We start from the raw sequence: 13,444 nt of genomic DNA, 5'->3' as shown, positions 1-13,444 counted from the left end.
CCTGAATGCCTGCGCGAAGCGTGCGCAGGCACTCAGGATTGGTATAAGCTTGGAGGTTCCTGCGGTGTCATGCACCGCTGATCAGGGATCCCGCCCCCCGGGTATCCCGGCCCCACAATCGAGCTCTTGGCGCATGACGGAACAACTAGTCTTTCACCGCTACGAAGAAACTGAAGAGAAGGGCCTGAGCTGGCCCCGCATCTTCGGCATCGCGTTTGTTATCGCACTGCATCTGGCTGCCTTCATGATGCTCCTCATTCCTGCCGTCGCCCCCAAGGCGGCTGCAGAGAAGGAGCGCAACGTGATGGTGACCATCGTCGATGCACCGCCGCCGCCGCCTCCGCCGCCGCCGCCGCCGCCGCCGGATGAGACGCCGCCGCCGCCGGTGAAGAACCTGTCGCCGCCGAAGCCGTCGCCGGTTCCGCCGCCGCCGCAGGCGCCGATCGTCGACGTGCCGGAACCGCGCCCGAACGATATCGTCACCCCGCCGTCGCCGCCCGCGCCGCCGGCACCGCCGACCTCCATCGAGGCCAGCGTCGATATCTCGTCCAAGAACATGAATCCCCCGCGTTACCCGCCGGCTGCATTCCGCGCTGGTATCCAGGGTGAAGTGATCCTGATCATTGATGTCGATGCCCAAGGCAACGTCACCAATGTCACGGTCGAGAAATCCAGCCGTAACCGCGACCTGGATCGCGCTGCAATGGAAGCTGCACGCAAGTGGCGCTTCAACGCAGCCGAGTCGGGCGGCAAGAAAGCCGCGGGCCGCGTACGCGTACCGGTCAATTTTGCTCTGAGCTGATGCATCGGGTGGCCGCAGGGCCACCCCGCTGATGGCTCTTATGATTAGCTACACCCTTCAACACCACACACAACAAAGGTAAGCGTCATGCTGCAGGAAATTTTCATCGCCGCTGCTGCCGGGGGCAACTCCAACGCCCTGTCGCAGATGGGCTTCGAGCACCTCATCCATGAAATGACCAGCCAGCCGGGCGACTTCGCAGTCTCCTGGGTGGTCCTGATCACCCTGATCGTGATGTCGGCCATGTCCTGGTACTGGACCGTCATCAACATCTTCCGCGCTACCCGCCTGAAGGCTGCTGCCGACAAGGTCACCAGCCTGTTCTGGGATACCCCGAACGCGCAGGACGCCATCCGTGCGATGGAAGAACAGCCGGCTTCGGAGCCCTTCTCGAAGATCGCCCTGGACGCCGCACAGGCTGCCGCCCACCACCAGCGTGCCGAAGGCGGCGCAACCGGTGGCCTGGGTGAAACCCTGAGCCGTTCGGAGTTCGTCGACCGCGCCCTGCGCCAGGCCGTGACCCGCGAAAGCAACAAGCTGCAGTCGGGCATGACCCTGCTGGCCACCGTCGGTGCAACCGCTCCGTTCGTCGGTCTGCTGGGTACCGTGTGGGGCATCTACGGCGCGCTGATCAAGATCGGTGCAACCGGTTCGGCCTCCATCGACGCCGTTGCCGGCCCGGTGGGTGAAGCGCTGATCATGACCGCGATCGGCCTGTTCGTGGCTATCCCGGCCGTGTTCGCCTTCAACTTCTTCAGCAAGATCAACAGCGCGACCATCAGCCGTTTCGATACCTTCGCGCACGACCTGCACGACTTCTTCGCTACCGGTTCGCGCGTCCGCTAAGGACGCGCTGTACCCGGCACGAAGGTAGTTCACACCGATCTAGACGGAGCCCGTTATGGCTTTCAGTAGTGGTAACAGCGGCGGCCCCATGGCCGACATCAACGTTACGCCCCTCGTGGACGTGATGCTGGTGCTGCTGATCATCTTCATCATCACGGCGCCTCTGATGTCCCACAAGGTCAAGGTCGAGCTGCCCGAAGCCAACCTGATCCAGAACCCGGACGATGCCAATGATCGTAAGGGTCCGATCACGCTGGCGGTCAAGGAAGACGGTTCAGTTTACTGGAACGACGAGGAAATCGATCGTGGGACGCTTGAGTCCCGCCTTTCCACCGCCGCCCAGCAGACGCCGCAGCCGCCGTTGAACCTGCGTGGTGACCGCACGACCAAGATGCGCGTCATCAACGAGCTGACCAAGGTCGCGCAGGAACAGGGCATGCTGGACGTCGGCTTCGTTGCGACCAAAGAGAAGGGGCAGTAAGCCATGGCATTCAGTTCTGGTGGTGGCAAAGGCCCCATGGCGGACATCAACGTCACGCCCCTCGTGGACGTGATGCTGGTGCTGCTGATCATCTTCATCGTGACCGCACCGATCATGACCTACCCGATCGCCGTGGATCTGCCGCAGCGCGTGCTCAACCCGCCCCCGGTGACGGTTGAACCGCCGCCGCCGGTCGAGTTGCGCGTCGATGCGAGCAACCAGGTGTTCTGGAACAACAGCCCGGTCGCCGTGGGCGAACTGCAGCAGCGGATGGAACAGGAGGTCCAGCGTGACCCGACGAACCAGCCGGAACTGCGGATCGACGCGAGCCCGGACTCGGAGTACGACGTGATGGCCAAGATCCTGGCCGCCTCGAAGAACGCCCAGATGAAGAAGATCGGTTTCGTACAGCAGTAAACGCTACACGCAGTCCGCACTCATGACGCGACTGGAAAACGCCCTCGGAAACGGGGGCGTTTTTTTATGTCCGCTGCCGAAGGAGTCAGACTCCTTTTCCGCAGGAAAAGGACCCTGACCCCGTCCGGCCCAGCCCGCGCCCGCGTATCATCCGGCGATGATTGCCTTCTTCGATGCGCTGCGACACTGGCTTGATGCCATTCCCCACCTCGGCACGTCGCTGGCGATTGCCTATGTGCTGTACCTGCTCGGGCTGATCGGCTGGATCATGCTGCAGAAACGCGAGCCGGTAGCCACGCTCAGCTGGATCCTTTCGCTGGCCGCGCTGCCGTACATCGGCCTCTTCATTTACTACCTGCTGGGTCCGCAGAAAGTAAAACGGCAACGCCTGCGCCGCGGCCGTTCGCGTTCCGGCATGGAGCACTACAGCAGTGTCTGCCCGCCCGATGCGGACTGCACCGAACTGGCCGCCATCGGCCAGGCCACCACCGGCCTGGCACCCAGCAGCGCCACCGAAGTGGAATGGCTGGTGGATGGCGCGGCGACCTACGCCGCCCTGCTGGAGGCGATCGCCGAAGCGCGCGATCACGTGAACCTGGAGTACTACATCTTCGAACCGGACCACACCGGCACCGCCGTGCGCGATGCGCTGGTGGCCGCCGCACAGCGTGGCGTACAGGTCCGGCTGCTGCTGGATGCCGTGGGCGCCGGCAACATCCGCGCGGCGTTCCTGAAGCCGCTGCTGGAGGCCGGCGGCGAAGCGGTGTGGTTCCATCCGCGGCAGCTGCTCAAGCCGTTCAAGCGGCCGTGGTTGAACCTGCGCACCCACCGCAAGCTGGTGGTCATCGATGGCCTGCTGGCCTTCACCGGTGGCATCAACATCACCGACGAAGAGAACGAGCAGCGCGACCCGAATGCCTACCGCGACCTGCACATGCGCCTGCGTGGCCATGTGGTGCGCAGCCTGCAGCTGGTCTTCATGGAAGACTGGCTGTACGCCAGCGGGCAGGAGGCGCAGCAGTTCGACCAGGCACGGCTGTGGCCACGTGAAACGCCGAGCCGCGACGACGGCAGCATCAACGCGCAGGTGCTGGTGTCCGGCCCGGATTCGGGCTGGGAGACGATCCATCGCCTGCACGTGGCCGCCATCCACGAAGCCAAACACCGCGTGTGGCTGGTGACGCCCTACTTCGTGCCGGGCGAAGCGGCACGCATGGCACTGACGTCGGCCGCGCTGGGCGGGCTGGAAGTGCGGCTGCTGGTGCCGAAGATGAGCGACTCCTGGTTCGTCACCCAGGCCGCGCGGTCCTACTTCGACGAGCTGCTGCAGGCAGGGGTGAAGATCTACGAATACGGCCCGCGCATGCTGCATACGAAGGCCTTCATCGCCGACGACGAGGTCTGCATCGTGGGCACGGCGAACTTCGACCACCGCAGTTTCCGGCTCAACTTCGAACTGTCCATGCTGCTGCGGGACAAGGACCGCGTGGCCGAGCTGGCCGGCATCCTGGACCATGAGTTCGACAGCGCCACCCGCGTCCACAACGAACGCAACCGCGGCCTGTGGCGGCACCGCCTGCCTGAAGCCTTCGCCCGGCTGGCCTCGCCGCTGTTGTGACAGCGGCGCTACACTGCGCGCTTCTGTCACCGTACTGCCTGCCGTCATGACCCGCCTCAGCGTCAACGTCAACAAGATCGCCGTGCTGCGCAACTCACGCGGTGGCCACGACCCCGATGTGCTGCGCGCCGCGCAGGCCTGCCTGGACGCCGGCGCACACGGCATCACCGTGCACCCGCGCCCGGACCGCCGCCACATCACCGCCGAAGACGTGCACGCGCTGTCCGCGCTGACCACGGCGCGCGGGGTCGAGTTCAACATCGAAGGCAACCCGTTCGCCCCGCCGCGCGAGGGCTACCCGGGCCTGCTGCCGCTGTGCGAGGCCACCCGTCCCGCACAGGCCACGCTGGTGCCCGATGGCGACGGCCAGCTGACGTCCGACCATGGCTTCGACTTCGCAGCCGACAGCGAGCGCCTGCGTCCGCTGGTGGCCGCGCTGAAGGCGATGGGCTGCCGCGTGAGCCTGTTCGTGGACGCCGGCAACCCGCTGCTGGAACGCGCGGCCGACGTCGGTGCCGACCGCATCGAGCTGTACACCGGCCCATATGCCGAAGCCCACGCCGCCGGCGACGCCACGGCGATGCTGGCGCTGTTCGCCACGGCCGCGCGCCGCGCACAGGCGGTAGGGCTGGGCGTCAATGCCGGCCATGACCTGTCGCAGGGCAACCTGCGTGACTTCCTGAGCCACGTACCTGACGTGCTGGAAGTCTCGATCGGCCACGCCCTGATCAGCGAAGCCCTGTACGACGGCCTGGACGCCACGGTAAAGGCCTACTTGGCCCGCCTCTAAAAGGTAGTGACGGCCGCCGGCCGTTAATCAAGCCCCGGTAGTGACGGCCGCTGGCCGTCAACCCGTCCCTCCGGTGGGTGACGACCGTTGGTCGTCACGATCCCCGCCGTCGCACCCCCTGAGACCCCAATCCCCTACCCTCCGCTGCGCATCGCGTGGCGTGTAATGTCCTGCGCGCTGTCCCGACATGACCGTATGTCCTGTGGATAACCATGGGGGCAAGCCAAACCCCCATCCCCCTCCACGCCTACAGCCACCTGAATTCCAGCACATTGCATACGCTGTGGTTAGCAATAATACTAATCGCACTTCCAGCAGAAGATTCCCATGGGTCGCCCCGATTCCATTCCCCATGTCGCCATCAAAGGTCGCGGCAGCACCACCCACCTCCCCGGCCGCTTCGAAAGCACGGTCAGCGAAGCGGTGGACGATGGCTGGGAAGCCGAAGAAAGCGAAGAATTCCTGGCGCCGCGCCTGCGCACCGAAGTGCGCGCCGAAACCGCCCGCAGCATCATCAGCCGCAACAACTCGCCGGACGTTGGCTTCAGCCAATCGGTGAACCCGTATCGCGGCTGCGAACATGGCTGCTCGTACTGCTTCGCCCGGCCCTCGCACGCCTACCTGAACCTGTCGCCCGGGCTGGACTTCGAAACCAAGCTGTTTGCCAAGACCAATGCCGCGCAGCTGCTGCGCAAGGAACTTTCAAAACCCAGCTACGTGCCACAACCCATAGCGCTGGGCATCAACACCGATTCCTACCAGCCGATCGAACGCAAGTTCAAACTGACCCGCCAGCTGATCGAAGTGATGCTGGAAACCCGCCACCCGTTCTCGCTGATCACCAAGAACGCGCTGGTCGAGCGCGACATCGACCTGCTGGCGCCGCTGGCCGAACAGAACCTGGTCAGCGTGCACTTCTCGGTGACCTCGCTGGATCCCCATCTGTCTTCGAAACTTGAACCGCGCGCCGCCGCACCGCATGCACGCCTGCGCGCGATGCGCCGGCTGCACGATGCCGGCATCCCGGTCGGGGTGATGGTGGCGCCGGTGATTCCGTGGATCAACGATGCCGAACTGGAGGCCGTACTGGAAGCCGCGCGCGACGCCGGCGCATCGAGTGCCGGCTATGTGCTGCTGCGCCTGCCACTGGAAGTGGCGCCGCTGTTCCGCGACTGGTTGGACACCCATTACCCGGACCGCGCCACGCACGTGATGAGCACCATCAACCAGCTGCGCGGCGGCAAGGACTACGACAGCCAGTTCGGCACCCGCATGCGCGGCCAGGGTGTTTATGCGGACCTGTTGGCGAACCGCTTCAAGCTGGCGCGCAGGCGGCTGGGGTTCGATGCGCAGAACAGCCATTGGCCGAAGCTGGATTGCACGAAGTTCGAGCGGCCGGCGCCGCCGAAGGCGGACTCGCCGCAGGGGTCGTTGTTCTGAAGGTGGAGCACAGACCCATTCCGGCTCTGGACGGTTACAGCAAGCAGGCCCCCATGCGCTCAGCAACTACTGATTGATATGTACTGAATGGGCATCTGGTCAGAGGTAAGCCCGAGGACCACGGCAGCGCTTCCGGTCTTTACGGACCGATACGCATTTGAACCCGGCGCGTCCCGACAGCCAGCGCGGATGAACCTAGCGTAAGAACAAGCATTGCGTACTTGGGATCATCCTCAGCACTGCGCAGCTCGATGTCTGTCAGCACAGCGCCTGCAACATGTCCAAAACCTGCCTTTCGAACATTGACCTCACCGTGAGGCTGGGCCGTACCGAGCTCTGTTCCCAGCTGCGTCTTGAACGCTTCACTACCGTTGATCTGACTATGAGCCAGTCGATCAACATCATCCTTCAGTCGTTCTAGATCATATTCACTGCTGGATTCGACAGGTAGCCTTGTTTCCACTGCAAGTAACCTCTGCTTCCACGCGCGGGTTGCACAGCCAAGAAGTAGCGCACTTGGCGTGATTGTGATAACACACTATCGCAAGGCAGCCTGTTGCCAAGAACCAATTCTTTCAGTCAACGGGGAATTATCAAGACGACCTTGCCTCAGAGCGGATGGCCCTAAGGCATCCCTGCCCGAACGCATCGAAGAACAAGATGACGTCGTGGCCGTCTGCTACTCTTTTGAATCCGATGAGAGGCTCGGCAGAACCACCTGGAGATGCCCAATAAATCTTTACCGGCGCAAAATGATCTTTCGTCAGTTGTCTCTCTAAACAACCGCCGGCTACGTTAATCACTAAATTGGATTCACCACCCAGGCCCGGACCTGCAGACGTGGTAATAGTCAAATTCCCTATGGTCTCCTTGCCTAGATCAACGCGGCCCTCCATATTAAAACGACTTTCATCCGACGAGAGATCAGGATCACGTTGTCCATGACTCGCGAACAGTGTCCGGCGTTCAAGCTTCACTTCAGATGCCAACCGGTCCAAACGTTCCAAAGCTCGCAGCTGATCGACTTGAGAAGTTACCCCGACCACCTCATTGGCTGCGACTAGTGACGCATTTTGCGTCATGAGGATTGCACCAACGATCGCCACTTTCCGATAAATTTTCATGTTTCACCAAGGGTAGTTGGCATCGTAGTAAGAAGAGTAATATGCGGTGTATGTCATTCCCGCTGAATGAGGATTGGTATCGCAGAACTCCTTGCCGATCTGCACATCAGTCGCGCCGCTTCCAAGTAAAGCAAGCATTGATGATGGATCCACAGCTATCAGCGGGATGATGACAGTACCCTCCGTGAAAGCTGAGACTTCATTGCGACCAATCCCATTGTTTCTGATGGCCGCTCCCTCCCAAGCACACATTTTTTCCGTGAACTGAGCCTTTGTGAGTGGGGCGGCTATATTTGGGTTACCAACGACCCAGTGACCAAGCTCATGCGACAAGTAGCCGATTGTCCGGTAAATCCCGTCAACATCCCATGACTCGCAGCTATAGGGCGGGACGTAGATGTTTTTAGTGACAGGGTCATATCGCGGCGGCAGGCCATATAGACGAGCGGCGGGGTGTACGGAAACCTGACCTGAAATAGTTGTCGATGCACTCGTGACAAAATCTACGCAGGTACCAAGACCTGTGACGGGCATAACCTGCGCCTGGGAACTAAGAGTCAAGAACAGGGATGCCAGGAGAAACCACATCTTGCACTTCATGTAAGCACCTCGTTTTTCATAACAGAAAACAGGAACTTGCTGAACTAAGTGGCATTAGATGGCATTGAGCCTCACCGGAATGTATCAGCCTGCTGCCATGAAAAAGCACTGAACGCGTGGCGGATTTATCGATGTGTGACTTGTTCCAAAAAAATGGTATGCAAACAAGAAATCTGGCGAAATACTTCGGGTACGGGTAGCTGATTGCGATGGGAAACCGATCGACGTTCTGGCGGGATGCGGGAGGCGAATTAGATCGGCTCCCTCTTGTCCCTCCGCTGTGCCCAGCAACCGCAGATAAGCACTTCCTCGGTGGGGCGGCGCCGTGTCTGGAGCAAGCATGCCACCCGCACTTCACAACTTTTCTCATGGACGCATGCGGACACCGCTGTGCACGATGATCAGGCTGGTGCCGAACGTGCCAGCCGGGATTGGCGTCCCGACATTACGCATCACTCATTGCCTCTGTTGTAGCCCTCGGGCACGGCGGAGAATGCACTGCACTGCCGGTCATACGGCGGGCGGTGCGCGGGGATCCCGATCCGCCGGTTAATGAGTGTCGCGTAGTCCGGTACGCCAACCCGCATCGCCCGCCACCTTGCGCCCCGGCGCAGGTGGCCCATGCCATGCGAGGTCTTTCGATGTCCATGCAGCCCCGGCACGCCGTGTACGTGTCCTTCTTCCTCATCAGCAGGCTGATGCGATGAAGGCCGGTCGCGCCACGCTGTCCTATGCGGAGATGGAAGCAGCAGGTCACTTCGACCGGCCGTCCACGCCGCAGGCGGTGATTGAGTATTTGAACGCGTGCATTGCCGAAAGCGAAGGTGATGCGGCGATCTTCGGCGAGGCCCTCGCCTATGTTGCTGGCGATGCAGGACTGCGTGCCATCGCCTGCGAATGCAGGCTGCCTGTCGAGGTGGTGCGTCGCCAGTTGTACGGCCGACGCACGTTGACCCTGCGCACGATAATGGGCGCGCTGCGCGCGTTGGGATTGGCGCTGCGGGTGGATGCTGTCGAAGGCGTGCGGCCGGCTGAGTGAACCTGCAGCGCGCGGAACCGCGAGTCGCGTGTGGAGTTCCGCCGCGATTACACTTTGCGATTCCTTCTTTGGAGTGCAGGGATGCGCTTTCTGCCCCTTGTTATGCTGTTGCTGATGGCCAACGTCGCGTCGGCCTATGACCCGCCGAGCGTCGTGCACTACGCGATCCACGGCACCACCGACCGCGAGCTGGGCAGCGCGATGCGCTCGCTGGCGCCGGCCGATCCCACGGGAAGGCCTTATCCGGGGCGTGCCGACTGGAATGTGTCGTGGACGTATCGGTGGCAGTCGCAGGGCAACCGTTGCTTGCTCACTTCGCCGTCCGTTCAATTGAAGGGCACGATCACCCTGCCCCGCTGGGATGATCGCGACCGTGCGGATCCTGAGCTGCAGCAGCGATGGGACCGCTTCCTGGCCGCGTTGACCGTGCACGAGCAGGGCCATTTCCAGTTTGGCGTGGCCGCTGCCGATGAACTCCGCCGGCAGTTCGTCAGCCTGAAATCGAACAAGGGCTGTGCGCGGCTGGAGGCGGAGGTGGACAGGCTGGGACGTGCGATTGTCGAGGAGTATCAGCAGCGCGACCGGCAGTACGATGTGGAAACCTCGCATGGTCTGACCCAGGATGCGGTGCTCTGAGAGTCACCCATCGAGACGGGCGGTGAGGAGGGTAGCGCCGAGCCACGCTCGGCGAGCGCAGCGGTCTGGCCGTCAGGGGAGGTCGGCATGGGGTCAGAGCCCTTTCGCTGCGCGAAAGGGATCCGACCCCTGGCGGTGAGGTGAGCGATTTCTGAAAGGCAGTTCGCGTCGTGTCGCGGAAGATAGACGCCGTGCAGAGGCAACGCCAATCAATATCGACTCCATCAATCGAATTGGGGACGCACCGCCGCACGGAAGATCCGCCCATGAGCAGGATGCTCGCTGCCAGCATCCTCATCTCCCCGGGCGTCGCTGCACATGTCGGCCAAGGGAAAGGTGGACACGTGTGCGTTCAGCGCCCGGGGAAATGGGGACCTTAGCCGCCGTAGAGCTTCTGCGCGGACTGGAACAGGATCCAGCTGGTGGCGATGACCTTGTCCCCGCCCTGCGGACGATTGCCGCGATGGGTATGGGTGAAGGCGGTCGGCGCGATCAGCAGGCTGCCGGTGCGCGGCGTGACCTTGCGCTGCTGGAAATGAAATTCGGTCTCACCCTCTTCGAATTCATCGTTGAGGTACAGCGTCCACAGCAGGTGGCGATGCAGGGTTTCCGCCTTCTCGTCCTTCGGATACAGCTCGCAATGCCAGTAGGGGTAACCGCCCTCGCCTGCTGCGTACCATTGCAGGTTGATCGCGCCCGGACGCAGGCACGTGCGCGCAAGATCCGACAGCGCGGCCGGGCTCATGTCGGGGAAATCCTCCGCCATGAGGCGCTTGGGCTGGCCGTTGCTGTCTTGGATCTGCAACATCAGCGGCGCGATCAGAGCCTGTGGATAACGGCGTAGATAACTCAGCAGCCCGTTGAAAACGGCCTGTTGCAAGACGTTTTCAACATCAGCCCAATCAGAAAGCCCGCTGATCCGAAGATCCTTGCTGCGCTTGATTTCCGGGAACACACCACTGCCTACCGCACCCGGTTGCAGGCGGTCACTTGCGCGCAATCGCGCCACGATCGCCGCACACACATCGGCGGGCACGGCGTTGTGGATCACTTCAATGAAATCAACCGGGTCCTGCGTGTGCATGCCTGCATCCTTCGCCAGCGGGCCCTTGATGGTGCCCACTGGCGCGGGGGTTGTCACGCCACCGACATGTGCGGCGGCGTGCCCGACGGCCAGGCGATCACGCCCGCCTGCTGCTCAGTCTGCGGAGGCGTCGTGCTGCTGGTGGTACTTGACCGCGGCGGCCACTTCATCGCGCGAACCGAGGAACACCGGCACGCGCTGGTGCAGCTGGTCCGGCTGGATATCCAGGATCCGCGCGCGGCCGGTCGAAGCGGCGCCGCCGGCCTGTTCCACCAGCAGGCCCATCGGGTTGGCTTCGTACATCAGGCGCAGCTTGCCTGCCTTGGACGGGTCCTTCTTGTCCCAGGGGTAGATGAAGATGCCACCGCGGGTCAGGATGCGATGCACGTCGGCCACCATGCTGGCGATCCAGCGCATGTTGAAGTCCTTGCCGCGCGTGCCTTCCTTGCCTTCCAGCAGATCGGCCACGTAGGCCTGCATCGGGGCTTCCCAATGCCGCTGGTTGGACATGTTGATCGCGAACTCCTGGGTGGCCGCCGGGATCTGCATGTCCTGGGTGGTCAGCACGAATTCGCCGGTTTCACGGTCCAGGGTAAACGCATGGGTGCCATGGCCGACGGTCAGCACCATCTGCGTGCTGGGACCGTAGATGCAATAACCGGCGGCGATCTGCGCCGTACCGGGCTGCAGGAAGCTGTCATCGCCGGGCAACTCGACGCCCTTCGGGCAGCGCAGCACGGAGAAGATGGTGCCCACCGACACGTTCACGTCGATATTGGAACTGCCATCGAGGGGATCGAACAGCAGCAGGAAATCACCGCGCGGGTAGATGTCCGGCACCGGCTGCGAGTGGTCCATTTCTTCCGACGCGCAGGCGGCCAGGTGGCCACCCCAGGCGTTGGCTTCCAGCAGGATCTCGTTGCTGATCACATCCAGCTTCTTCTGCGCCTCGCCCTGCACGTTGCCGGTACCGGCTTCGCCCAGCACGCCGCCGAGGGCGCCCTTGCTGACGGCGATGGAGATGTTGGTGCAGGCACGCCCGACCACGGCGATCAGCTGGCGCAGGTCGGCATTGATGCGGCCGGCATGCTGTTCCTGGATGAGATACCGGGTCAACGACGTACGGGACATGGACAGGGCTCGAGCGACGGAAAGATGCGCCTATTGTCGCCGCCCGGATGCAAAAAGGGGACGGAGGGGATTATTAATCCCCTCCGTCCCCTTTTTGGTGTTGCATCAGGCCTTGGCGACGTTGGCGACGGCCTGGGCGACGTAGTCCAGGTTGCTCTGGCTCAGCGCGGCCACGCAGATGCGGCCGGTGCCGACGGCATAGATGCCGTAGTCATCGCGCAGCTTTTCCACCTGCACCCGGCTCAGGCCGGAGTAGGAGAACATGCCGGCCTGGTCGTTGATGAAGGCGAATTCCGGCGCGCCCAGGGCGGCCAGGCGGTCCACCAGCCCATGACGCAGGGCGTGGATGCGCTCGCGCATCTCGGTCAGTTCGGCTTCCCACAGCGTGCGCAGTTCCGGGCTGTTCAACACGCCGGCCACCAGCGCGGCACCGTGGTTGGACGGGCTGGAGTAGATCGTGCGGATGATCCGCTTGATCTGCGACTGCACGGCCTTGGCTTCGGTGGCGTTGGGGGCGACGATCGACAGCGCACCCACGCGTTCGCCATACAGCGAGAACGACTTGGAGTACGAGTTGGCGACCACGAAGCTGTCGATGCCGGCTTCGGCGATGATGCGCACGGCGGCGCCATCCTGCTCGATGCCCTTGTCGAAGCCCTGGTAGGCCATGTCGATGAACGGGAACAGCTGCTGTTCCTTCAGGACCTCAGCCACCTGCTTCCACTGCTCCCCGGTCAGGTCGGCACCGGTGGGGTTGTGGCAGCACGCGTGCAGCAGCACCACGGTGCCCGGCTGCAGCTTCTGCAGATCGGCCAGCATCGCGGGGAAGTCCACGCCGTGGGTCTGTGCGTCGAAGTAGCTGTATTCCACCACGTCGAAGCCGGCCGCACCGAACACGGCGCGGTGGTTTTCCCAGCTCGGGTTGCTGATGGCGATGGTGGCGTGCGGCAGCAGCTTGTTCAGCAGCTCGGCGCCGACGCGCAGCGCACCGCTGCCGCCCACGGTCTGGGTGGTGGCCACGCGGCCAGCGGCCAGCAGCGGCGAATCCTTGCCGAACACCAGCTCACGGGTGGCCTGGGTGTAGGCCGGCAGTCCATCGATGGGCAGGTAGCCGCGCGGTTTGGCTTCGGTGGCGAGCTGCTGCTCGATCTGCTTGACGGCGCGAAGCAGCGGAATGCGGCCGCTTTCGTCGTAGTAGATGCCCACACCCAGGTTGACCTTGGTCGGACGGCTGTCGGCGTTGTACGCCTCGGTCAGGCCCAGGATCGGGTCACCGGGGACCAGTTCCACGTTTGCAAAGAAGGACACGGCGGTACTCATTCGGTAAGGGGGAGGAAGAAAGCACGCAGCAGCGCCACCACCGGGGCAGTGACGACGTCATCGTAACAAAGCGTGCCGGTGGCGCGGCATTCCTCATCACCTCCTGGCCGGTACCA

At 62.9% G+C, this 13,444-nt stretch carries 14 protein-coding genes; 9 read left to right on the top strand and 5 right to left on the bottom strand.

Annotation, left to right across the window (positions count from 1 at the left end; translation table 11 throughout):
* Window positions 1–244 precede the first annotated feature (244 nt).
* The 7 genes from QE373_RS18345 (at window position 245) to QE373_RS18315 (ending at window position 6,394) form a co-directional block, all read left to right on the top strand.
* The gene (locus tag QE373_RS18345) at window positions 245–802 is read left to right on the top strand and encodes an energy transducer TonB (protein WP_182656635.1); all 558 of its coding nucleotides are present in this window, start codon (window positions 245–247) and stop codon (window positions 800–802) included.
* An 87-nt stretch (window positions 803–889) separates the two neighbouring features.
* Window positions 890–1,648 (top strand): TonB-system energizer ExbB, encoded by a 759-nt coding sequence (gene exbB / locus QE373_RS18340; RefSeq protein WP_057509020.1) that lies wholly within the window; start codon window positions 890–892, stop codon window positions 1,646–1,648.
* A 55-nt stretch (window positions 1,649–1,703) separates the two neighbouring features.
* The gene (locus QE373_RS18335) at window positions 1,704–2,129 is read left to right on the top strand and encodes a biopolymer transporter ExbD (protein ID WP_057509019.1); all 426 of its coding nucleotides are present in this window, start codon (window positions 1,704–1,706) and stop codon (window positions 2,127–2,129) included.
* A 3-nt stretch (window positions 2,130–2,132) separates the two neighbouring features.
* On the top strand, window positions 2,133–2,546 hold the full coding sequence (locus QE373_RS18330) for a biopolymer transporter ExbD (RefSeq protein ID WP_057509018.1): 414 nt from the start codon (window positions 2,133–2,135) through the stop codon (window positions 2,544–2,546).
* Between the two features lie 157 nt (window positions 2,547–2,703).
* Window positions 2,704–4,164, top strand: coding sequence for a cardiolipin synthase (gene cls, locus QE373_RS18325; RefSeq protein WP_057509017.1), 1,461 nt, complete (start codon window positions 2,704–2,706; stop codon window positions 4,162–4,164).
* Window positions 4,165–4,210: 46 nt separating this feature from the next.
* A complete protein-coding gene (locus QE373_RS18320; RefSeq protein ID WP_309689410.1) occupies window positions 4,211–4,954 on the top strand; it encodes a pyridoxine 5'-phosphate synthase in 744 nt (247 codons plus the stop codon).
* A 327-nt stretch (window positions 4,955–5,281) separates the two neighbouring features.
* Entirely contained in the window at window positions 5,282–6,394 is a 1,113-nt protein-coding gene (locus QE373_RS18315; protein ID WP_309689407.1) for a PA0069 family radical SAM protein, read from the top strand.
* A 593-nt stretch (window positions 6,395–6,987) separates the two neighbouring features.
* Here QE373_RS18315 and QE373_RS18310 read toward each other — a convergent pair.
* On the bottom strand, window positions 6,988–7,518 hold the full coding sequence (locus tag QE373_RS18310) for a hypothetical protein (RefSeq protein WP_309689405.1): 531 nt from the start codon (window positions 7,516–7,518) through the stop codon (window positions 6,988–6,990).
* Window positions 7,519–7,521: 3 nt separating this feature from the next.
* On the bottom strand, window positions 7,522–8,118 hold the full coding sequence (locus tag QE373_RS18305; protein WP_309689402.1) for a hypothetical protein: 597 nt from the start codon (window positions 8,116–8,118) through the stop codon (window positions 7,522–7,524).
* Between the two features lie 703 nt (window positions 8,119–8,821).
* On the opposite strand from QE373_RS18305, the gene QE373_RS18300 reads away from it, so the two are divergent.
* Window positions 8,822–9,157 carry a hypothetical protein gene (locus tag QE373_RS18300; protein ID WP_309689399.1) on the top strand — a complete coding sequence of 112 codons (336 nt, stop codon included), beginning with the start codon at window positions 8,822–8,824 and terminating at the stop codon, window positions 9,155–9,157.
* 81 nt (window positions 9,158–9,238) lie between these two features.
* The gene (locus QE373_RS18295; RefSeq protein WP_309689396.1) at window positions 9,239–9,793 is read left to right on the top strand and encodes a DUF922 domain-containing Zn-dependent protease; all 555 of its coding nucleotides are present in this window, start codon (window positions 9,239–9,241) and stop codon (window positions 9,791–9,793) included.
* 376 nt (window positions 9,794–10,169) lie between these two features.
* Here QE373_RS18295 and QE373_RS18290 read toward each other — a convergent pair whose 3' ends face one another.
* From QE373_RS18290 to QE373_RS18280, 3 genes are all read right to left on the bottom strand, one after another.
* Window positions 10,170–10,877, bottom strand: coding sequence for a 2OG-Fe(II) oxygenase (locus tag QE373_RS18290; protein WP_309689393.1), 708 nt, complete (start codon window positions 10,875–10,877; stop codon window positions 10,170–10,172).
* Between the two features lie 114 nt (window positions 10,878–10,991).
* Window positions 10,992–12,008: a class 1 fructose-bisphosphatase gene (locus tag QE373_RS18285; protein ID WP_057509012.1), complete on the bottom strand. Its 1,017-nt coding sequence runs from the start codon at window positions 12,006–12,008 to the stop codon at window positions 10,992–10,994.
* 105 nt (window positions 12,009–12,113) lie between these two features.
* On the bottom strand, window positions 12,114–13,316 hold the full coding sequence (locus QE373_RS18280) for an amino acid aminotransferase (protein ID WP_309689391.1): 1,203 nt from the start codon (window positions 13,314–13,316) through the stop codon (window positions 12,114–12,116).
* Between the last annotated feature and the right edge of the window lie 128 nt (window positions 13,317–13,444).

This window comes from Stenotrophomonas sp. SORGH_AS_0321 (assembly GCF_031453215.1).
GTDB classification, from domain to species: Bacteria; Pseudomonadota; Gammaproteobacteria; order Xanthomonadales; family Xanthomonadaceae; genus Stenotrophomonas; species Stenotrophomonas chelatiphaga.
The sequence above is the reverse complement of the archived record's forward strand: the minus strand, read 5'-3'. Positions and strand labels throughout refer to the sequence as shown.